Source organism: Haloarchaeobius ordinarius, from assembly GCF_051801355.1.
In the GTDB taxonomy this organism is placed as follows: Archaea; Halobacteriota; Halobacteria; order Halobacteriales; family Natrialbaceae; genus Haloarchaeobius.
In genome coordinates this window covers 506,675-526,043 of the sequence record NZ_CP196560.1, presented here as the reverse complement: position 1 = coordinate 526,043, position 19,369 = coordinate 506,675, and the positions used below count along the sequence as shown (strand labels likewise).

Annotated in this window: 19 protein-coding genes and 1 tRNA gene; 13 read left to right on the top strand and 7 right to left on the bottom strand. The window is 62.1% G+C overall.

The window, feature by feature from the left end; translation table 11 throughout:
• Window positions 1-16 precede the first annotated feature (16 nt).
• Window positions 17-1,309 carry a glucose-6-phosphate isomerase gene (locus ACSC1R_RS02790; RefSeq protein ID WP_439027550.1) on the bottom strand — a complete coding sequence of 431 codons (1,293 nt, stop codon included), beginning with the start codon at window positions 1,307-1,309 and terminating at the stop codon, window positions 17-19.
• 120 nt (window positions 1,310-1,429) lie between these two features.
• Between ACSC1R_RS02790 and ACSC1R_RS02785 the strand changes: the two genes are divergently transcribed.
• Complete coding sequence (locus ACSC1R_RS02785; RefSeq protein WP_439027549.1) at window positions 1,430-1,984, top strand: hypothetical protein; 555 nt, start codon at window positions 1,430-1,432, stop codon at window positions 1,982-1,984.
• A 16-nt stretch (window positions 1,985-2,000) separates the two neighbouring features.
• Window positions 2,001-2,474: a DUF5812 family protein gene (locus tag ACSC1R_RS02780; protein WP_439027548.1), complete on the top strand. Its 474-nt coding sequence runs from the start codon at window positions 2,001-2,003 to the stop codon at window positions 2,472-2,474.
• A gap of 9 nt (window positions 2,475-2,483) precedes the next feature.
• On the opposite strand, the gene ACSC1R_RS02775 is transcribed toward ACSC1R_RS02780, so the two are convergent.
• A complete protein-coding gene (locus ACSC1R_RS02775; protein WP_439027547.1) occupies window positions 2,484-2,801 on the bottom strand; it encodes a hypothetical protein in 318 nt (105 codons plus the stop codon).
• Between the two features lie 113 nt (window positions 2,802-2,914).
• Between ACSC1R_RS02775 and secF the strand changes: the two genes are divergently transcribed.
• The 3 genes from secF to ACSC1R_RS02760 all read left to right on the top strand — a co-directional run bounded on the left by secF (window position 2,915) and on the right by ACSC1R_RS02760 (window position 5,835).
• A complete protein-coding gene (gene secF, locus ACSC1R_RS02770) occupies window positions 2,915-3,820 on the top strand; it encodes a protein translocase subunit SecF (RefSeq protein WP_439027546.1) in 906 nt (301 codons plus the stop codon).
• Window positions 3,817-5,370, top strand: a complete 1,554-nt coding sequence (locus ACSC1R_RS02765) for a preprotein translocase subunit SecD (RefSeq protein ID WP_439027545.1) — start codon at window positions 3,817-3,819, stop codon at window positions 5,368-5,370. The genes secF and ACSC1R_RS02765 overlap by 4 nt, the downstream gene beginning before the upstream one ends.
• A gap of 66 nt (window positions 5,371-5,436) precedes the next feature.
• Window positions 5,437-5,835: a hypothetical protein gene (locus ACSC1R_RS02760; RefSeq protein WP_439027544.1), complete on the top strand. Its 399-nt coding sequence runs from the start codon at window positions 5,437-5,439 to the stop codon at window positions 5,833-5,835.
• Window positions 5,836-5,839: 4 nt separating this feature from the next.
• On the opposite strand, the gene rnhB is transcribed toward ACSC1R_RS02760, so the two are convergent.
• Together rnhB and ACSC1R_RS02750 are read right to left on the bottom strand one after the other, a co-directional pair.
• Window positions 5,840-6,481: a ribonuclease HII gene (rnhB, locus tag ACSC1R_RS02755; protein WP_439027543.1), complete on the bottom strand. Its 642-nt coding sequence runs from the start codon at window positions 6,479-6,481 to the stop codon at window positions 5,840-5,842.
• A gap of 317 nt (window positions 6,482-6,798) precedes the next feature.
• On the bottom strand, window positions 6,799-8,115 hold the full coding sequence (locus tag ACSC1R_RS02750) for a tRNA pseudouridine(54/55) synthase Pus10 (RefSeq protein ID WP_439027542.1): 1,317 nt from the start codon (window positions 8,113-8,115) through the stop codon (window positions 6,799-6,801).
• An 86-nt stretch (window positions 8,116-8,201) separates the two neighbouring features.
• Here ACSC1R_RS02750 and ACSC1R_RS02745 point away from each other — a divergent pair, with 86 nt between their 5' ends.
• The 4 genes from ACSC1R_RS02745 to ACSC1R_RS02730 all read left to right on the top strand — a co-directional run bounded on the left by ACSC1R_RS02745 (window position 8,202) and on the right by ACSC1R_RS02730 (window position 10,833).
• Window positions 8,202-9,125, top strand: a complete 924-nt coding sequence (locus ACSC1R_RS02745; RefSeq protein WP_439027541.1) for an alpha/beta hydrolase family esterase — start codon at window positions 8,202-8,204, stop codon at window positions 9,123-9,125.
• Window positions 9,126-9,164: 39 nt separating this feature from the next.
• On the top strand, window positions 9,165-9,761 hold the full coding sequence (gene trmY, locus ACSC1R_RS02740; protein WP_439027540.1) for a tRNA (pseudouridine(54)-N(1))-methyltransferase TrmY: 597 nt from the start codon (window positions 9,165-9,167) through the stop codon (window positions 9,759-9,761).
• Between the two features lie 51 nt (window positions 9,762-9,812).
• Window positions 9,813-10,694, top strand: a complete 882-nt coding sequence (locus ACSC1R_RS02735; RefSeq protein WP_439027539.1) for a hypothetical protein — start codon at window positions 9,813-9,815, stop codon at window positions 10,692-10,694.
• 66 nt (window positions 10,695-10,760) lie between these two features.
• Window positions 10,761-10,833 (top strand) — tRNA-Pro (locus ACSC1R_RS02730).
• A gap of 334 nt (window positions 10,834-11,167) precedes the next feature.
• Here the strand turns inward: ACSC1R_RS02730 and ACSC1R_RS02725 are convergent.
• Both ACSC1R_RS02725 and ACSC1R_RS02720 read right to left on the bottom strand, forming a co-directional pair.
• Complete coding sequence (locus ACSC1R_RS02725; RefSeq protein WP_439027538.1) at window positions 11,168-12,352, bottom strand: hypothetical protein; 1,185 nt, start codon at window positions 12,350-12,352, stop codon at window positions 11,168-11,170.
• The gene (locus tag ACSC1R_RS02720) at window positions 12,349-13,554 is read right to left on the bottom strand and encodes a hypothetical protein (protein ID WP_439027537.1); all 1,206 of its coding nucleotides are present in this window, start codon (window positions 13,552-13,554) and stop codon (window positions 12,349-12,351) included. Before ACSC1R_RS02720 ends, ACSC1R_RS02725 begins: the two co-directional genes overlap by 4 nt.
• Before the next feature lie 24 nt (window positions 13,555-13,578).
• Between ACSC1R_RS02720 and ACSC1R_RS02715 the strand changes: the two genes are divergently transcribed.
• The 4 genes from ACSC1R_RS02715 (at window position 13,579) to ACSC1R_RS02700 (ending at window position 18,305) form a co-directional block, all read left to right on the top strand.
• On the top strand, window positions 13,579-15,456 hold the full coding sequence (locus tag ACSC1R_RS02715; RefSeq protein WP_439027536.1) for a pentapeptide repeat-containing protein: 1,878 nt from the start codon (window positions 13,579-13,581) through the stop codon (window positions 15,454-15,456).
• Between the two features lie 436 nt (window positions 15,457-15,892).
• Complete coding sequence (locus ACSC1R_RS02710) at window positions 15,893-16,627, top strand: hypothetical protein (RefSeq protein ID WP_439027535.1); 735 nt, start codon at window positions 15,893-15,895, stop codon at window positions 16,625-16,627.
• Window positions 16,628-16,697: 70 nt separating this feature from the next.
• A complete protein-coding gene (locus ACSC1R_RS02705; protein WP_439027534.1) occupies window positions 16,698-17,642 on the top strand; it encodes a CPBP family intramembrane glutamic endopeptidase in 945 nt (314 codons plus the stop codon).
• Window positions 17,643-17,672: 30 nt separating this feature from the next.
• Window positions 17,673-18,305, top strand: coding sequence for an AAA family ATPase (locus ACSC1R_RS02700; protein WP_439027533.1), 633 nt, complete (start codon window positions 17,673-17,675; stop codon window positions 18,303-18,305).
• 40 nt (window positions 18,306-18,345) lie between these two features.
• Here ACSC1R_RS02700 and ACSC1R_RS02695 read toward each other — a convergent pair whose 3' ends face one another.
• Window positions 18,346-19,140 carry a hypothetical protein gene (locus ACSC1R_RS02695; protein ID WP_439027532.1) on the bottom strand — a complete coding sequence of 265 codons (795 nt, stop codon included), beginning with the start codon at window positions 19,138-19,140 and terminating at the stop codon, window positions 18,346-18,348.
• Between the last annotated feature and the right edge of the window lie 229 nt (window positions 19,141-19,369).

Below are 19,369 nucleotides of genomic sequence, written 5' to 3'. Positions count from 1 at the left end.
GATGGCGCGAGTCAGCCTACTCGACGCGAAGTTCGGTCTTCTCGTCGACGGCAGCAGCCTCCTCGAACTCGCCACCGCCGAGCAGCCCACGGGCCGCCTTCTTGCCCCACTCGACGGCGGGCTGGACGAACGTGTCCACGCCGTACAGTTCGCCCGCCACGACGCAGGCGGCCTCCATCCCGTACAGGAGCGAGCCGACGCCGCGCTCGTCGACGCGGTCGAGTTCGATTCGGACGTTCGGGCGACCGGCCGCGGCCAGACTGGCTTCCGTGGCCTCGAACTCGGCGTCCAGCAGGGTGCCGAGGCCCTTCCCGCCGAGGTATGCCAGGTCGTCGAACTCGGTTTCGGGAATTTCGGTGTCTTCGTACTCGCGGGGGCGGACGAGCGTCACCAGCTTGTCGCGGGGGCCGGCGCGGTAGAGCTGGAGCTGGGAGTGCTGGTCGGTCGCGCCCAGGGCCCGGGCGGGCGTCTGGCCGAGGCCGTCCTTCCCTAAACTCTCGGCCCAGAGCTGGGCGAACCACTCGGAATAGGTCTCCAGCGACTCGGCGTAGGGCATCATCGCGTTCACCGAGGCACCCCGGATGTCGAGGGCGTAGGCGATGGCACCGTAGGCGTAGGCAGGGGAGTCGAACAGCGAGCCGGAGAGTTTGGCCTGCTGTTCGGCGGCACCAGCGACGAGTGCGTCGAGGTCGTGGCCCTGGATGGCGGCACAGGCCAGCCCGACGGTCGAGAGCGCGGAGAACCGGCCCGGGACGCCGTCGGGAACCGGCAGAGAGGGCAGGTCGTGGCGGTCCGAGAGCGTCCGGAGGGGGCCGGACTCACCCGTCGTGACGAAGGTGCGGTCGGTCCAGTCCACGCCCGCCGACTCCATCGCGTCCTGCACGACGAGGAAGTTCGCGAGCGTCTCGGCCGTGGTTCCCGACCGTGAGACGACGTTGACGGTCGTCCGCTCAAGTGGCAGATTCGCGAGCAACCGCGAGACGTGTTCGGGGTCGACGTTGTCGAGGAAGTAGGCATCGACGTCGCTGTCGAGGGATTGCGCGATGGTCGCCGCACCGAGCGCGCTCCCACCGATGCCGACGTTCAGGACCGCCTCGCTGTCGTCGAACGGGGCGACAGCGTTCTGGATGGCGTCGGTGTCGACCGTCCGGGGCAAATCGAGCGCCGCGTAGCCGTGTTCGTGGTTCTCGATACCTGTCTCGATGCGCTCGTGCGCCGCCGCGACCTGCGTGTCCAGTCGCTCCAGCGCGTCCCGGGAGATGCCCGGCGATGCCTCCTCGGCCAGGGCGTTGCCGATGTCTACGTACATACCGAGACACCCACGTGGCACCGACAAAACACTGGTGATGGGTCGGCTGGCCACGGTCCGGCGACAGCCTCGTGGCACGGGACCGGGCCGCTTTTGCCCCTCTCGTCCCAAGTCGGGACGATGACCGACGACGCGGAGAAGACCTACGACGGCGTGTTCGGGGCGTTCCCGTACGCGCTCCGGGCGAGCGAGTCGCGGCTGTTCAAGCTGTACGCCGTCTTCGGCGGACTCCTCGGGGTCGTCCTCACGTTCTACTTCGGGGCGGCGCTGGCGGTGCAGGTGGCGAACACGCTCGGGTCGGTCGGTGGGACGTTCACCTTCCTTCGGGCGTTCTACATCTTCTTCGGCCTGCTCGTGGTCGCACCTATCCTCGCGCCGGTGCTGTTCGTCGCCCGCCGGCACCGGCGGGTGGGAAGCGACGTGGGCTACGACCGCATCATGGCCGTGACGGGCTTCCTGTTCTTGCTCTCGCTGTACCTCGCGCTCGTCATCTCCATGCCGCCGGAGTTCACCCTCGACGGCGAGACCGTCACCCGCCCCGCCCCCAGCGGCCTGTTCGCCCCCGTCGTCAGTGTCCTGTACGCGATGCCGCCGCTGTCCAGTCCGCTCCCGCCCGTGCTGGTCGGGTCGGCGATGCTGCTGCTCGCAACACGACGAAACCCGGAAAAGGCCTGACCGCTAGCCTCGGCACATGAGCGAGAAGACCGCGACGTTCCTCGTGACCGAAGCCGACGAGGGGTCGGCCGTCCTGCGCGACGTGGACACCGGCCAGATTCACACCCTCGGCGAGAACGACGGCTACGAGCGCCACCAGGTCGTCGGCGCGACTATCGCACCCGTCCCGCCGCTGGAGGTCGTCTGGGAGGTCGTCGAGGAGGACTACTGTCACACCGTCGAGCTGGTCGACAGTGACCTCTCGCCGACCAAACAGGCGATGGATATCGCCGAGGAGTTAGAGACTGGCGACGTCGAGCGCGTCCCGCGAGCAGGGACCGGCGAGATTCACGTCCTGTCGGTCCCGCCGGCACAGACCGAACAGGCCGCCACGGACGTGCTGGAGGACCCCGAGACGGTCGCCCGTGCGGCGCGAGTGAACGCGATTCGGGTCGAGGTCCGGCGCTCGGTGGAACACGGCGTCTTGAACGTGCGGTACCTGCCGGACTGACTCGCGTCCCTATTCGGTCGCCGGTCCGGCCCGACTCTGCACCTTCCAGCCGCCTTCCAGACCACACTGTTCTCGCACTGTGTACTCGATCTCCGTGTCCGGTCCCATCGTCTCGCCGCCCTCGACGTCCTCGACGCGAAGTGGGACGTCGTAGGTGCTGCCACAGCAGCCCACGTCGACGAACTCCTCCCAGATATCGCCGACTGCGGCGGTCTCTCTGGTCTTTCGCAGCCACGCCTTGAAGTGTGAGGTGGCGACCTGGTCGCGGCTCCAGTTCGAGAGGTCGGACGGGTACGAGAGCACGACTCGGCTGGCGTACTGGCTCATAGCGATGGCTACGTTCTGCCCACCCAAAAACGTCTCTCGCGGGTGTGCGGATTCTACACGTCCGCGGTCCGCAGATAAGAAAGCTTAGGTGGGCCGATACCCGACCGCCCCTCATGAGCAAGTTCGAGGTACCGGAGATAGACTACACCCGGTACTCGAACCGCCAGCTGGCGGCGGTCCCCCTCGCGTTACTCGCCGTCGCGCTGGTGGTCATACTCGGGTGGTACGTCATGTTCGGAACACCGGTCGGGCTGAGCACCGACTTCACCGGTGGCACCGAACTCACGGTACAGACAGACACGCCGCGTGGCGAACTCGACGCGGCGTTCGACGCAGACATCGTCTCGAAACAGCGGGTTCAGGGTCCCTCCATCACGGAGCCGACGTACATCCTCACGTTCGGCCCCGAGAGCGACGGGCAGGCGCTGGTCGACCAGGCGCAGGCGAACCTGCAGCCGACCTGTTCGAACCCGGACGAGTGCGACCTCGTGCAGGCTCGCCAGACGACCTCGGCGAGCTTCGGTGACAGCGCCCAGACGACCGCCGCACAGGGCCTGTTCGCCGCGTTCCTCGGCATGAGCATCCTCGCGTTCGTCTTCTTCCGCTCGTTCGTCCCCTCCATCGCCATCGTCATCTCGGCGTTCTCGGACATCGTCATCCCGCTCGCCGCGATGAACCTCCTCGGTATCCAGCTCTCGCTGGGGACGGTCGCCGCACTCCTGATGCTCATCGGGTACTCGGTGGACTCTGACATCCTGTTGAACAACCACGTCCTCCGTCGTTCCGGTGAGTTCTACGAGAGCGTCCACCGCGCGATGGAGACCGGTGTCACGATGACCGTCACGTCCATCGCCGCGATGGCCGTCATGACCGTCGTCGCGACCCTGTTCGGTATCGAGCTGATGGCCTCTATCGGCCTCGTGCTCGTCCTCGGTCTCGCGGCCGACCTCGTCAACACGTACATGCTCAATCTCAGTCTGCTTCGCTGGTACAAGCTCGGGGAGGTGACGCCGGAATGAACCTCCGCGAGAACTGGCGCGTCGTCGTGCTCGCGTTGCTCCTCGTCGGGAGCGGCGCAGTACTGTTCACCCCCGGGCTCATCGACGGCTCGACCGGGCCGACGAACCTCCAGTACGGCCTCGAACTCGACGGCGGGACGCGCATCCGCGCCCCGGTCGTCGGCATGACCGCGGACCCGGTGAGTTACGCGGGCTTCGACGAGGCGAGCCAGATCAGCGACGCTCGCGTCGCCATCGCGAACGACCTCAACATCCCGGTTCGAGACGTCTACCTCCGCCCCGAGGCGGGAACGGCTGAGGTCTTCAACAAGACCGTCAGCGAGTCCGCGTTCGTCTCCGCGCTCAACGAGAACGGAATCCAGGCGGCCGGTGGCGGTCGGGTGACCACCGACGACGTGCGCGACGGCGTCACCGAGTCGACCCGGAACCAGATCACCGGTGTGCTCGAACGCAAGCTCGAAGCGACCGGGCTCACGGCCGGGTCGGTGACGACCGCGACGACCGTCGACGGCACGAACTACATCGTCATCGAGGCACCGAACCGCGAACCCGAAGAGCTCAGAGAGCTCATCAGCGACCGTGGTGTCGTGACCGTCTACGCCCGGTATCCGGGGGCGAACGGGACGATGGAGGAACAGCCCGTCATCACCTACGAGGACCTGAAGAACGTCGGCGCACCCGAGCAGAACGACCGCGGCACCTGGCAGGTCCCGGTCGTCCTGAACGAGCAGTCCGCCCAGCGGTTCACCCGCGTCATGGTGGAGAACGGCTTCACCGGCGTCGGTGCCGGCTCGCAGGCCTGTGGCGGTGAGACCCGCAACGACGAGGGCTACTGTCTGGTGCTGGAGTCCGAAGGGAACGTGACGAGTACCTTCTCGGTCGCACCGAGCCTCGCGAACTCCATCGCGTCCGGTGACTTCGCCGAGGACCCGCGGTTCGTCATGACCACGGGCTCGCGCGCCGAGGCCCGCGAGGTCTCGGTGGACCTGCAGGCTGGTTCGCTCCGTGCCCCCCTCGACTTCGATGAGTCCCAGGTGTTCTCGCTCGAACCGGCACTCGCGGAGCGGTTCAAGCTGAACTCGCTGCTGACGGGTATCGTGGCCGTGCTGGCGGTCAGCGGCGTGGTCTACCTGCGCTACGGTGACCCGAAGGTCGCGCTGCCGATGATACTCACCGCGCTCGCGGAGGTCGCGCTGTTGCTCGGCTTCGTCGCGGCGGTGCGACTCCCGCTCGACCTCTCGCACATCGCCGGGTTCATCGCGGTCATCGGGACCGGGGTGGACGACCTCATCATCATCGCCGACGAAGTGATGTCCGAAGGCGGCGTGAGTTCCACGCGCGTCTTCCAGTCGCGCTTCCGCAAGGCGTTCTGGGTCATCGGCGCGGCCGCGGCGACGACCATCATCGCGATGTCGCCGCTGGCGGTGCTCTCGCTCGGGGACCTGCGCGGGTTCGCCATCGTGACCATCCTCGGCGTGCTCATCGGGGTGCTCATCACCCGTCCGGCGTACGGTGACATCCTGCGGTCACTGACGACTGGCGAGCACTGACCCGGGACTTTCGTTCCACTCGATTAGGCCGGTTTTCCTTCTACGTGGCAGTCGTATCGTGGACCGATGGCCAGTGACCTCTCTCGCCGCCGACTCGGCGTGCTCGCGGCGGCCGCCGGTTCGACCCTCCTCGGCGGCTGTGTCACGACGAAGCTCACGGTCGAAACACCGGGTATCGAGCAGTCTCGGGTGTTCGCGTCGGTCTCACGGACGGAGTCGTGGGCGACCTCCAGCACGCGCGTCGATGTGACGCTCACCGAGCAGGCGACGCGGGAACTCGGCGTCGAGAAACTGGTCGTGCTGTCCGGCGGGCGTAGCTACGATACGGCGGAACTCCAGCCGACGGCGACGTCCGCCACGCTCGCGATACCGACCACTGGACGGGTCACTATCGTGGCTATCGACGACGAAGGCACAGTGGTCGACCGACAGCAGGTTCGGGTCGCGGGGTCGCGGTTTCCCTGAGTGTTCAAAAGTCGCCGAGTCCCGACTGCTCGTGTGCGGCCAGCACGTCGGCACAGGTCGACCACGAGGCACGAGCGAACGGCGGCACCTCGCCGTGGGCAGCGACGTAGTCCGACAGGAACGCGCGGGTCGTCGGGTCGCTCGGGTAGCCAGAGCCGACCTCGCCGTACTCATCTGCGAGGCGAGCCATCTGGGCGTCGCGTTCGACCTTGGCGACGATGCTCGCGGCCGCGACGACGGGGTAGGTCTCGTCCGCGCCGTGTTCGGCCGTCACGTCGATGGTGCAGGAACAGTGGTCGGTGACGCGACTGCCGAAGCGGGCCTCGTCGGTGTCGCCCGCGTCGAGGTAGCCAGTGAGCCCGTCCACGCCCGCCTCCTCGAGGGCTTTCGCGTGGGCCAGCACGGTGAGGGTGTTCATGTCGGTCTCGGGGTCGTCGATTCGTGCCGGTGTGATCTCCGCGATGCCGATGCGAACCCGGTCGTCGTCACGGAGGACGGCGGCGATCTCCTCGCGACGGTCCGGCTGGACCCGTTTCGAGTCGTCCACGTCCTCGGGGAGCGCCGCGTCGTCGGGGACGACCACGGCCGCGGCCCACATCGACCCGAGCACCGGCCCCTTCCCCGCCTCGTCCACGCCGAAGTACATGGTGGAGTCGTTCCCGCTACCGCGACTTCTACCTTCGTGGTTCGGCGCGCTGGCTCCGCTGTCGGCTCTCGGTGTCGCTCGAAAAAGTCGAAGGTGTACTAGTCGTCTGCTGGCGGCTCGGCGAGTTCCGGCTCGTCGTCGACGTCGTGCTCGTCCGCCGTCTCGTGCTCGGCCTCGGGTTCGTGGGTGGTGGTTTCTCCTGCTACATGGTGGCACATGGGGTATCCCCTCGAGGTGTGTTCACGTGACACACGGTGAAAAACGTGCCGTCTGTTCGCCCGCCGACGAATCACGAACCACAGGACCCGCCCGGCCGCTCAGCGCAGGTAGTCCGGGTGGTCGAAGTCCTCCTCCTCGCCCTCGACCGCCAGCACGTCGAGGGCGGTGACGGTCGCCGCGGTCCCAAGGAGGCCCGCCAGCGAGGGCTCGGTCCGGCCGTCGTCGCCGCTGATGAGTTCCTTGATGTAGAGGCCGCCCTCGCCATGAATCTCGACGGTGCCGTGGCGGTCGTCTTCCAGTTCCGCGGAGATGTCGTAGACGGTGCGTTTCCGGTCGAGACTGGCGCGCCGGTGGTCGACGCGCTGGGGCGTGTGCTGGGTGACCGTGGTCCCCTTGAGTTCTGCGACCGCGTCAGCGAGGGCCTCCTCGCTCACGTCGTCGCCGAACTCGACTTCCGCACGGTAGGTCTTCGAGGCGTCGAGTTCCTTGACGCGTTCGACCATCTCGTGGGTGGCGAGGCGCAATCCCTCGACCTCGACCGAGCCCGCGGCTGCCTCGTTGATTTCGGCTTCGAGGGCTTCGGCGTCGGGCGAGCGGACCTTCGGGTCTTTCACCTCGACGACGAACGGGCGGCCCGTCCCGAGCATCAGGGCGTCGACGTCCTCGCGGCCAGCCCCGTGGAAGATTGCTTCGGAGCCGTCCATCGCCTCCAGGACGTGCGGGGCGACGAACCCCTCGACGCTGTCGTCGTAGAGGTAGCCCGAGCCGCCACAGTAGTCACAGGGTTCCTCGCCTTCTTCTCTCGAGAGCTGGACGCCGGTGCCGCCGCACTCCCGGCAGGGCCACTCGGTCTGGGGGATGTCGCGTTCGAGCTTGCGGTAGCGCCCGAACACGAACGCCGGGTTGACCTGCACGTCGACCGCGTGGGTCGAGGGGTCCTCGCCGGCGCGTTCGAGGTCGATGACCGCCAGCACGTCCGGGCGGTCGAAGTCCACCTCGGTCTTCGTGAGCTGGCCGACGCGCTTGCCGACCTCGCGGTTGAACTCCGACTTGAACAGTTCGCCAGCGTCGGGTTCCATCCCGGCGTCCTCACGGAACAGCATCTCGTTCTCTTCGACCAGCGGCGGGGCGCGGGTGCCGACCTGGTAGGTCTCGAAGCTCACGCCTTCGAGGCCCTCGGCGATGAGTTCGGCGTAAGTGTCGAAGCGGGCGGTGTGGCCCTCGCACACCCAGCAGTCCTCGCGGTCGGGCGACTCGTACGGTTCGTCGTCTTCGAGCGCGATACTGACGCGCAGGGCCTTCCCGCGCTCGGCGTTGGTCAGACCGAAGCTCCGGTCGGCGAAGGGGCGACCGAGACAGGGGTCGCAGACGGGCCCGGTGGCGACCAGCTTCCGGGCGGTGTCGAGTATGCTCATTACCGGGTGCCAGACGCCCGCTGGGTTAGTGCCTTGCCATCCCGCGTGGCCGAGTAGTTAAGGTCGGTCGCTCCCCTCTCGGCGGTATGTTCCGTCGTCACGTCCTCGAATCGGGAGCACTCGCGCTCGCCAGCGCCGCGTCTCTCACGGGCTGTCTCGACCGCCGGGGTGGGTCTGGTGAGTCGAGAGAGGAGACGCTTGACCACGACGGCCGGACCAGGACCGCCCGCGTCTACCTCCCCGACGGCGTCTCGACGCCCGCCCCGACGGTCCTTCTCCTCCACGGGGGCGGCGGGTCGCCGACGCGAATCGAACGGTTCAGCGGGTTCCGGGCACTGGCCGACCGCGAGGGGTTCGTGGTCGTCACGCCCACGGGGGTCGAAAAACACTGGAACGACGGGCGCGACACCGACATCGCTACCGCACACACAGAGGACGTCGACGACGTGGGCTTTCTCGCGGCGCTCCTCGACAGACTGGCGGCGGACGAGGTGACCACTCCGGGAGAGGTCTGCTGTACCGGTATCTCCAACGGTGGGATGATGACACTCCGTCTCGCCGCCGAACGGCCCGACCTGCTCGCCTGCGGCGCGAGCATCGCGGCTAATCTCCCGGCCGCCCTCGACGTCAGGCCGACCGAACTCCCGATGCTGTTCGTCCACGGCGACGCCGACCCGCTGGTCCCCTACGAGGGCGGGCAGGTCGGGTTCGCCCGCAACCAGACCGGCCGCGGGCGCGTTCGCTCGGCGGACGAGACGGTCGGACTGTGGCTGGACGCGAACCGCTGTGCTGGGGAGCCGTCGGTGACGGTCCTCGACGGCCACGAGGACGGGACGACCGTCGAGGACCGCCGGTACGACTGCGCCGACGCGCCGGTCCGCCACCTCGTAATCCGCGGGGGCGGCCACGGCTGGCCCGGCGCGTCGAAACTGCTCGACCCGCTGCTCGGTACCACGACCCGCGAGGTCGACGGGGCCGAACTCGTCTGGGCGTTCTTCGCGAGCCGGTAGTTCGACGCGCCTTTATCCGCGACGGGCGACCCACCTCCCATGCGCCAGTTCATCGTCCTCGGTCACGAGGTCCCGACCACGGCCGACTTCTCGCTCGACGCGCTCGCCAGCGAGGGCGGTCGCATGGACCTGCTCGCCCGTTGCCTGAACGCCGCCTTCCTCGCCAGCCACGGCATCCGCGACGACGTGCGCGTCCACCTCGTGCTGGGCGACGAGTACACCGTCACGGTCGACGGGAGCGAGGTCCGGAACCTCCACCCCGACGAGCGCTCCATCGCCGCCCTCGTGCGGAACGCCCTGGAGCACCGCGAGGACGCCATCGGGCACATGCCCGCCGAGGCCTCGCCCGGGGTGTCTATCCGCCGGTTCGGCTTCGCGGAGATTCTGGAGGAGTGCGCCCGCGAGGGGACCGTCGTCCAGCTCCACGAGGACGGCGAGCCGGCGAGCGAGGCCGACCTCCCCGACGACCCCGTCTTCGTCCTCTCGGACCACACCGACTTCACCGACGCGGAGGAGGACCTGCTCGCCGACGCCGCCGACCTTCGACTCCGGCTCGGCCCGCGCGTCCTCCACGCCGACCACGCCATCACGGTCGCGCACCACTGCCTGGACACTCAGGGTTACCAACACTTCTGACGCGAAACCAACGGTCGAAATTAAGTAGGCGGCGCGGGGAGGTGTGAGACGATGACCGAGACGGACGCCCCCCAGACCTGCACCTTCTGTGACCGTACCTTCGCCGCCGGGGACGACCCCGACCTGCACTCGCTGTGTCACCGCCGCGTGGACTTCTCGACCGACGCGGACGCCGTCACCGAGCGACTGGCCTGTCCGCACTGCTTCGACGAGATTTCGGAACTCACCGACGACATGACCGCCCACGAGGTCGACGCGACCGACCCCGACTCGCTCGCGGCGGTCGAGGTGTGCAGCCTCTGTACCGACGAGTTCGGCGACGACGACAGCCTCGAACTCCTCGCCGTGGACGACTCCTGCTACCTCCTCTGTGCGGCCTGCACCGGCGTCTTCGACCAGTTCGTCGCGAACGTCCCCGAGAACCCGGTCGAAGCCGAGGACGTGGCGACCGCGGTCCCGGCGGGCGATGGCGGGAAGCCGGTGGTGGAGGCGACGACTGATGCGGGCGAGGGTGACGACGACGGCGAGGGCACTTCGGACGCCGCCGCGGACGAGTCCGACACCGACGCCGACGGCCCCGAAGCCCTGCACGACGCCGGGCAGGCCGCCGAAGCCGTCGCGACCGCCGACGCCTCCGACCTGAAGAACGTCCTCGACTCCGGGCTGGACGACGTAGAAGAGGGCGACGAGGTGCGGTTCGACACCCGCCGCGAGTCGCGCGACGGCTCCGCGGAGATTTCGACCACCGACGGCGTCGTCACCCGCGCCGAAACCAGCTACATCGGCGGCTCGACCGTCTACGTCCACGGCGACGACGGCGAGGAGTACCGCCTCGAATCCAGTTTCTCCTCGGAGGCCGTGCGGGTCTCGACCGTCGACGGCCACGACCTCGACTTCCGCGGCCACCTCGACGCTCTCGTCCGATTGGAGTGACACCGGTTGGCGTGTCGTCCTCCGATTCGGAAGCGTTAAAAGTAATCCCGGCGTTGTTTTGCATGCGGGCCGGTGGGGTAGCTTGGTATCCTTCGGCCTTCGGGTGGCCGTAACCGCGATTCAAATTCGCGCCGGCCCACTTCTCCCGCATTTCAATTTTCGCGAATGACGGTTGTGCTTCCGACGAACAGTACCGCTCAGCACAGATGGGAGCATAGGCGCTTTCTTGGCCTGTTCCAGCTGGTGGTCCCAGTCTACCTGCGACGGGCTGAACAGTTTCTTAAGTCCAATATTGGGTGAAAAGTAGAAGAAGCGAACTCCCTTCGGTGCGTTCTGAATCGTTCTCCCTCGCTACCGTGGTATGTACGACAGATGTTGAGTAATGGCCAAAATATCCGGTTTTCAGAGGGGCAACGAGTCACGGTCAGCTTTACATTACATTGGTGGTGAGAGGTCACGCGACATGAAAATATTCAGCCTTCGTAAACTGTGGCGTGGGCGTTTTCCACAAGTGGGGTTAGAGGAGTTTCATGGTCGAAGTGGCTAGATTCCTCATAAGCAAGATAGATTGCTGAACCGACTTTCTCTCGATATGGTTGGACGGCGTCTGCCCAGAAGTCAGTCGGGTCCGTCTTTCTTCCATTGAAGTCGGCGAAGTTGTAAACAGACTCGTCCTCGTCATAGTGTTCATCGGCATCAGGGATCTCTATAAATACGCCAATGTGTTCCCACCATTCAATCAAATCTTGGGCACGGGTCCGGACTGCTTCTCGAGGAGGGGAACTCCACGATGTGGAGAGAAAATCAACCAGTTCGTCTTCGCTGCAATACCACCGACTTTTTGACCGATTCCGGGTCCTGTGGAGATGCGCCGGGAGTTCACGAAAGAGTAGTTCATGGTGAGAATCGTAAAAACGATCAATGGAAACTTGGTATTGATTTGCAAATTTCTGACCATCCTCCAGAAGTTTACCAAGTCTATTGTTTGGGATGTGCCAGTCCCAGCCGGCCGTAGTAACATTAGAGATAACAGAGATCTCCTCATCATCTGCTCCATCAAACTCCCAGACAGATACCTGTGAATCTCCGGCATTCTGCACAAATTTCGAAGCCATCTTTGTCGGGTTAATATTTGAAACAACAATCGCACCCTCCACTCGATCCTTAGTGATTTGCAACGGCTGGCCACTGCCTTGACTCCCCTGCTTGTCTGCCATCTCTTGACCGACAACATCGGCATTTTCGATGACATGGGAGCAAATCTGTTGTAAATTAGAATAAACTGTGCCCGAATTATTGACCTCAGTTAATGTAAGAATGGAAATCGTGTCACCGTTCGCTTGTTGCCACACGAAGAGGTCAGCTGGTCCACCGGGCGTGTCACGGAACGAGAGCGTGTCGAGTAGTTTCCAGTCACTTTGTGTAGTAAAGACACCTTTTGAAAACATAGAGATAAGCATCTCTCTCACCCTAAAGCGTTGGTCAAGGGCTTGTGCATGGTTCTTATATGCTTCAACCAAATCTTCCAGACCTTCTTCCTCTGCATCACTCACTTTCTCAGTGATGTTCTCACCAAACTCGTCTTCCAGATCACTATCGTCACTGAACTCCCGATGAATACCTAAGCAGGTCTGAGCAACACCATACAATTCAGTCATTGGACATCACCCCCAGCAGGTGCGGCATTTGTATCGACGGTCACGGTTGCATTCGGCGAAATATATTCTTGGATAATACTGAAGACACTGAAGAAGGTCTTTAGGTCCTTCTCTCCCTTCCGAGGGAAAAGTCGGAGTGAGTTGGCGTCTCCACGGATGTCAAAGTACTCCTTTTGAGTAACGTAGTAGACGCTGGTTGAGAAGTACAGGCTATCAGACTCTATGTATCTATTCAAAGGGACCAAATCACGTTCCGCGAAAGCGTCGAACAACTTTTTGATAGCCTCTTTATCCACCTCTTCCTGGTTAAAAGAGATCTTTGCGGGCTTCGATTGCGAAACCTTCTGATCACCCAATTCGAGCGTTCTGGTTTCAGCATCGTCATAGGCTTTCTTCACGTCTAATGTCTCGTCGATGATGCTAGATATTTCTTTAAGCATCCGGTTGACTGGACCACTTTCCAACTTCAATACTCCATCTCGGTTAATTTTGAATTTTACTTTCCCCGGTATTTCGAGCCGAAGTGAACTAACCGACATACCGAATTCCTGAGTTATATGGGGTATCATTTCGGCTGCGTCTTCACCATAATAATTTATCGTCCTCTTCACTTTTCGCCCAAGTGGAGTCTCTACATCTGAGCCTCGCCGTCGCTTGAAAATGACTTCGTCACAATATGGTGCAGATGACGAGGAGAAATCCGTTCCTCGGATTTTATTTGCGGCTAGGGTTTCCAACTTGGACGATGACACATGTAGACGACTTGTTCTGGGAAGCCATTTAAACCGTGAGACAAGCGGCGAGTCGACATAACCGAGCTTTGTCAGATTTGAGTAGAGGATAAAATACCCGTCTTCTTTATCCATCGCAAGATATGCCCCCGTACCTTTTTCACTGTCGTCAACAAGGAGTGTTACAGCGTCACCGTAATCGATAGTTTCGTCCCAATGCAAGTCACCACCTTCCAATTTTTCGATTACCCCATCTTGTGAAAGTTCGGTCACTGCTGGTAACAAATGTAATTGTTTACCTGCATTAGCATCGAATTCTGGAATATACTTTCCTGCAAAGTCACTAAAATGGTTACTTAGGTAATTATTGAAATCAGTTGTCGATTTGAACTTCTTACGAATAGCTTCGTCAGGATACGAGGGGCCGTCATCATCATCTGGCTCCTCTTTTGGAATCACGAATAAGGCCATACTTTCCGTGTGAATTGAATACATATGAAACTTATTGGTGAAATAGACAATAGACTCCGCAGGACTTTCTATGGACTAGCAAGTAAGCTAAGGTATCCCAAGCTTGTGACAGACTCGAACTCCGAATGTACGTGGTCACCACCTTCTGCCAAGATCGGGCAGTATCCAACAAGCTGTGAGCTTGAGCAGTGGGAACAGTCGGAGTCAGATTATTGCGTCCTTCACGAAGACTCCCCAAATAAACCCGTCTCTGAAGTAAATAAAAAGCTGGATAGATTACGTGACCAGCAGCACTCGAACACTGCTGAAATCCATCTTCATGACATCAGCGACGGCTCCGAACTTGATTTTACCGACATCCACTTTTTTGATGCAAATTTATCAAATTCTAACTTTGAGACAGCAGAATTCGATAACAGCACCTTCAACGATACAAGATTCAGAAATGCTAAGCTGTCGAAGTCATCTTATGTGGGTGCACAGCTCAACAACTGCGATTTCACAGGTTCCAAGTTGAATAATGCGGATTTTTCAACAAGTAGAACAGACTGCAGCAATTCCAAATTTGCCAATACTCGATGTAATGGGACCAAATTCATGTGTGCAAATTTTTCCCATACAGACTTCTCTGGCGCCCAAATCACAAATTCTCATTTACAGGGTGCGGACATATCCTCGTCTGAATTTGTTGGTGCCACAATCCGGAACACAGATGCATTTTGGACAAATATTAACTCAACAGATTTCACGGATGCTCACATATCTGGCACTGATTTTACTGCCGTAGACGCGACTGAAGCTATATTTTTTGATGCCATTATCACTGACACAAAGTTCGTCGATTCACAACTTCTTGATGCTAAGTTCACCGGGGCAAGCCTGACCGGTTCCGTAGATTTTGGTTGTCGAATTATTCAGGAACATGATGCTGACTGGCTGGCCGGAATCGGACTCACTCGGTCTGTATGTGGGATGCCTGCTGGACCGAATGCTACAGATCGCTATGGACGTGATGCCATGAAAAAAGAGATGGGAGGAGATTGGTGGAATCCTAAGGCAGAAGTTTGTGAGACTTCAGGAGATTCATCGGTCCAACTATATTATTCGAAATCGTCAATTTTGACCCGACTAATCGGAAAACGGCGCCGATATGGTGTACTTACATGGGTAACACGGCGGGCTAGGAAGAGTCTCAGCTTTGTTCTCAAACTAATCCGTCGAGTTGCTGGAACAGTAATGTATGTGGCAAATCAATTAATCGAAATAATAAATTCGCTCTCCGGAAACTCCAGTGACAAAGGACAAATAGAGCCAGATACGAGAGATAGTGGCCACTCGGCTGCGACCAAATCAACTAACACTGGAAGTGGAACTGAAGACCAATTTTCAGTTGAGGAATGCAGGAATCGTGAACTCTCGAACCTGGAGCAGGCGGAGAAAATTTACGGGGAATTAGAGGCGGCTTATTCCGGAACTGCTTGGGCAAGATCGAGGCGTCGACTGAACATTCGCCAGCAAGAGGTCCGGCGAAAGCAATCGCGGTTTAGACGATATCCATTTCAGGGGATGATGAAGTGGTCGATGTGCTATGGTGAGAGTCCAATTCACGTCCTCGGAGCTGCGTTTGGAGTTGCTCTCTTGGGAGCAACACTCCTATTATGTGGTGGAATAGAAATCAATGGCAGTCTAGTTGGCTACCGATTATCGGGAAATTGGCCAGGCAAGTCACTCGTATATTTTGTTGACGTTCTTATCTTCTCTATCCGGAAAATCGTCGGAGTTGAGGCTCAAAAAGTCAATCCAACTGGGCTTGATGAAATAATCAGCTTCAGCTTGGTGGTAGCTGGGAAGCTCCTCTTTGCAATGTTTGTGTACACCCTCGGTCGACGTGCAGTGTCATGAGTTCGGGATTCTGATTTCGATGTTAGTGTATGGAATCTCTGCCCACCATTGTCGACTGGGGACGAGGTATTCGACTATTCAGTAATGTCCTCCCCTCGCCTTTCTCAGAACCTACCTGTGATGGTCGCGTGACGAACACTTCAGACACGGATTGAACGAACAACAGATTCGCTAACCCGTCGTCTTCAGCTCTGATTCAGCGTTTGCGTTGACCGAATAACCTCCAGACTTCGGCCTTCCGCTGGATAACCGTTGACCTCCGTTGACGGCAGTACAAGCCTGATACCGGCGACAAACGCCCGCTCTTCGCCTTTTCTCTCGGTGTCTCAGCAGGGTCTGTGATGGATTGAGTAGTGTCCCACCTATCGAACACACTTCCACCACCCGACACCACAACATACAACCCCTTAACCACCCCCGCCCCCACACCCAACCAATGACCGACGAACTCGATTTCGACATCCTCTCAGCCGAAGACACCACAACCAGAAGAGACGAGGTCGTCACCGCAGTCACAGACCACGCGGGCCAGATCGCCCGCGAACTCGCTATCCTCCAGGGCGGCGACTACGGCCAGGAGACCTTCTCCACGCGAAAGGGCAAGTGGACGCTGAAGTACGAGGGTGGGGCGCTCCAGTACCTCCGGTACAAGGGGAAATCCGGCGGCGAGATATACGTCGTCTCGACCAAGCAGCCGCCCGAACCGGGCGACCTCGCGTCGGCGATGCGGGACTACGACGAGTTCGTGGAATCCTACAACGAGTTCGTCCGGTCGCTCGACGGCGTGCTGGACGACGTGGGTACCGACTTCCCGGCCGTCGAGACCACGGAGACGGTCGTCGCGGAGCGCGACCGCATCCTCGGGCGCATCCGCGAGGTGTGTGACACCATCTGTGGCGAGTTGCACCGCTACGACGGGACCGACTACGGGACCTTCCGGACCACCGTCTCGGGGACGCGCTGGGAACTGAAGCGCGAGGAGGCGCGGGCGTCGTACCTGCGGGTCGGCGGCGAGGGTGGTATCTACCTGCTGTCGCAGTACGAGGCACCGTCGGCACCCGATGTCCGAGAACTGACCGACGAGTTCGTCGGGTTCGTCGAGGCCTACAACGAACACGTCGAGGAGCTGGAGGCGAGTCTGTCGCAGGTGTCGCTGGACGGACGCGACTGAGTCAGCAGGCGCGACTGAGTCACTGGGCGGCCCACGTACCTTCTTCTCCTCGCGTGACGTTTCTGTCGTAATGGAACCGCCAATCGAGACGAAGACGCGTGAGCGGGACGAGCGGCCACTGGTCGCCAGGGACGAGGCACTGGCGGGAACCGACTGGCCGCTGGTCGGGTTCTTCGCGCTGGCGTTCGCCATCGCGTGGGGGACGCTCGGAGTCCTCGCGGTCATCGCCGAACAGTCCGGCGTCGAGAGCGCGATACGGCTGCTGGAGATGGGCGAGGTGATGCAGTTCGAGGGCGCGGACCTGGTCGTCCCCGGCTGGGTCGTCTACCTGCTCACCCGGCTGGCGGACTTCTCGTTCTCCATCGCGGGCGTGGTCGTGGTGGCCCTGACCGCGGGCAGAGCGGGTCTCCGTGAACTGTTCGGGCGACTGGTCCGGTTCGACTTACCACGGATCTGGTACCTCGTCGCGCTGGTCCCGGTCGGGCTGTACGGGCTGGCGGTACTGGTCTTCGGCCTCGGGAACGGGGGCGTGTTCGAGAGCCTCGACCTGTCCCCGGCAGCGATCCAGACTGCCCTGTTCGCGCTGAACGGCGGGGTACTGGTCACGCTGTTCCTCCGCGGGCCGATGGGCGAGGAACTCGGCCTGCGGGGGTTCGCGCTCCCGCGGTTACAGGCACGGATGAGTGCCGTCCGGGCCAGTGCGGTCATCGGGGTGTTCTGGGCCTCGTGGCACCTCCCGGTGCTCGTGGGGCGCGGTGTGGTGACCATGGTCCTGTTCCTGGTCCTCGCGTTCTCACTGAGCTTCGTGTTCACGTGGCTGTTCAACGGGTCGCGCGGGTCGCTCGTCCCGCCCCTGCTGTTCCACGCCTTCCAGAACAGCGAGGAGGTGTTCGAGACGGTGTTCCCCGCGCTGGTCGGGACCGACTGGGAACTCGTCTCGACGCTCTCGCTGCTCGTCGTCGGGCTCGCCGTCGGGGTCTCCCTGTGGCGCACCGGTCGCCGCGCGGCATCGTGAGGGTACCTCTGGCCTGCCCCGGGAGTCGAGTTGTTTCCCGTAGATTCATGTCGGGGAGGAACCACTGGTAGGCCAATCAGTGATGGCTCGGATACGAGGGGTCGGTCGCGACACACGACCGCACCGACGAGGCCTGGAGGTCGAGACGTGCTAACGATAGTCTGTGGACTCCCGGGGGCGGGAAAGACCACGGTCGCAGAGGACGTCGCCGACCGGACGGACGGAACGTTGCTGCGGACCGACGTGGTTCGCAAGGAACTGTTCGACGACCCTGACTACACCGAGGTCGAGTCCTACATGGTGTACGAGGGGCTGTTCGAGCGGGCGAAAGACGTCGTCGCGGACGGGGGAACTGCCGTCCTCGACGGGACGTTCCAGCGCCGCGGCGACCGGATTCGGGCGAAAGCCATCGCGCGTTCGCTCGGTGTCCGATTCGAACTCGTCCGGGTCGTCTGCGACGAGGTGGTCGTCCGGCAGCGAATCGCGGCCCGGGAGGGCGACGAGAGCGACGCCGACTTCGAGGTCCACCAGCACTTCCGAGACATCTTCGACGACGTGTCGATGGACCACGCGACCGTCGACAACTCCGGGACGCGTTCGGCGACCGAGGCGCAGGTCGACGCGGTGTTCGCGGAGCGGTTCGCGCCGGCAGCCGAGCCGTAGGTGGCGGGCGAAAAAGGATGGATGGTGACGGGTCGCTCGGTCAGAGGACCCCGTCCAGCGGCGACTCGGGGTCGGATTCTTCCTCTGGTTCGGTCGCTTCTGCAGGTTGTTCCTCGGGGATGGGCTGTTCCTCCGCTTCGGGTTCTTCTTCCGGTTCGGCCACCTGCGGGGTGACGGTCAACGTCTCCAGGAAGGTGACCGCGGCGGCGACGTCCCGGTCGTCGGTGATGGCGAAGGCGGCCGCGACCGTGCCCGTGCCGCTTTCGGGGCTCGCGACGAACTTGATGACGAGGTCGTCCGCCCCGCCACAGTTCCCGTGGATGGTGACGACACCGTCGAGGCCGTTCTGGTTGGCGTACTCGGTGCTGTCGATCTTGGTACAGTTCAGCGGGTAGTCCTCTATCTCCTTGCTGAGTGCTGCCGGGTCGGTGGTCGTCTCCGGCATGTACACGACGACGGCCCCGGGCGTGACTATCTGGGACTCCGCCGTTTCGAACGACGTCGCGAACGTCGACAGTTCCGGTGAGAGCACCAGACTCAGTTCGGTGTCCGGGCTACCGAGGGTCATCGCCTCGGTCCACTCGGTGGGGACCTGCACGCTGATGGTGCCGGTGTCGTCGGTGACGGTCTGGTAACTGCTGTACTCCGCGGGTTCTTCGGCTGCTGGTTCCTCACCTGCTGGTTCCTCATCCGCTAGTTCTTCTGGCTGTGACGCGGGTACCGCGCGGACGACGGGTACCGCGATGACGGTGGCACCCAGTGTCGTCACGCCAGTGAGGATACTGCGGCGGCTATAGGCGAACGAGTCGGCTGGACGGCGGTCGGTAGGTGTCATTTGCTCCCCCAATAATGCTATCTGCTAGCGCGACCCGTACGCCTGCGAGGTGGATAACCGGACCCTTGATTTTCGGCACACATCGCCGGCGTGACCCCTCTTTCTGGTGGAGAATCCAGCGGCGAAAGAGGAGGCTGTTCGCTGTGATACGGAGGCGGTTCCAGCGAACGGGCTCCCGTTGTCGCTGGCGGCCCGGGTCCGAGACGTGGACATCCCGTCAGGGCCCCCC

Coding starts and splice junctions, on each gene's coding strand:
- ACSC1R_RS02790 (WP_439027550.1), bottom strand. CDS start 1,309: ATGTACGTAGACATCGGCAACGCCCTGGCCGAGGAGGCATCGCCGGGC.
- ACSC1R_RS02785 (WP_439027549.1), top strand. CDS start 1,430: ATGACCGACGACGCGGAGAAGACCTACGACGGCGTGTTCGGGGCGTTC.
- ACSC1R_RS02780 (WP_439027548.1), top strand. CDS start 2,001: ATGAGCGAGAAGACCGCGACGTTCCTCGTGACCGAAGCCGACGAGGGG.
- ACSC1R_RS02775 (WP_439027547.1), bottom strand. CDS start 2,801: ATGAGCCAGTACGCCAGCCGAGTCGTGCTCTCGTACCCGTCCGACCTC.
- secF (WP_439027546.1), top strand. CDS start 2,915: ATGAGCAAGTTCGAGGTACCGGAGATAGACTACACCCGGTACTCGAAC.
- ACSC1R_RS02765 (WP_439027545.1), top strand. CDS start 3,817: ATGAACCTCCGCGAGAACTGGCGCGTCGTCGTGCTCGCGTTGCTCCTC.
- ACSC1R_RS02760 (WP_439027544.1), top strand. CDS start 5,437: ATGGCCAGTGACCTCTCTCGCCGCCGACTCGGCGTGCTCGCGGCGGCC.
- rnhB (WP_439027543.1), bottom strand. CDS start 6,481: ATGTACTTCGGCGTGGACGAGGCGGGGAAGGGGCCGGTGCTCGGGTCG.
- ACSC1R_RS02750 (WP_439027542.1), bottom strand. CDS start 8,115: ATGAGCATACTCGACACCGCCCGGAAGCTGGTCGCCACCGGGCCCGTC.
- ACSC1R_RS02745 (WP_439027541.1), top strand. CDS start 8,202: ATGTTCCGTCGTCACGTCCTCGAATCGGGAGCACTCGCGCTCGCCAGC.
- trmY (WP_439027540.1), top strand. CDS start 9,165: ATGCGCCAGTTCATCGTCCTCGGTCACGAGGTCCCGACCACGGCCGAC.
- ACSC1R_RS02735 (WP_439027539.1), top strand. CDS start 9,813: ATGACCGAGACGGACGCCCCCCAGACCTGCACCTTCTGTGACCGTACC.
- ACSC1R_RS02725 (WP_439027538.1), bottom strand. CDS start 12,352: ATGACTGAATTGTATGGTGTTGCTCAGACCTGCTTAGGTATTCATCGG.
- ACSC1R_RS02720 (WP_439027537.1), bottom strand. CDS start 13,554: ATGGCCTTATTCGTGATTCCAAAAGAGGAGCCAGATGATGATGACGGC.
- ACSC1R_RS02715 (WP_439027536.1), top strand. CDS start 13,579: ATGAAACTTATTGGTGAAATAGACAATAGACTCCGCAGGACTTTCTAT.
- ACSC1R_RS02710 (WP_439027535.1), top strand. CDS start 15,893: ATGACCGACGAACTCGATTTCGACATCCTCTCAGCCGAAGACACCACA.
- ACSC1R_RS02705 (WP_439027534.1), top strand. CDS start 16,698: ATGGAACCGCCAATCGAGACGAAGACGCGTGAGCGGGACGAGCGGCCA.
- ACSC1R_RS02695 (WP_439027532.1), bottom strand. CDS start 19,140: ATGACACCTACCGACCGCCGTCCAGCCGACTCGTTCGCCTATAGCCGC.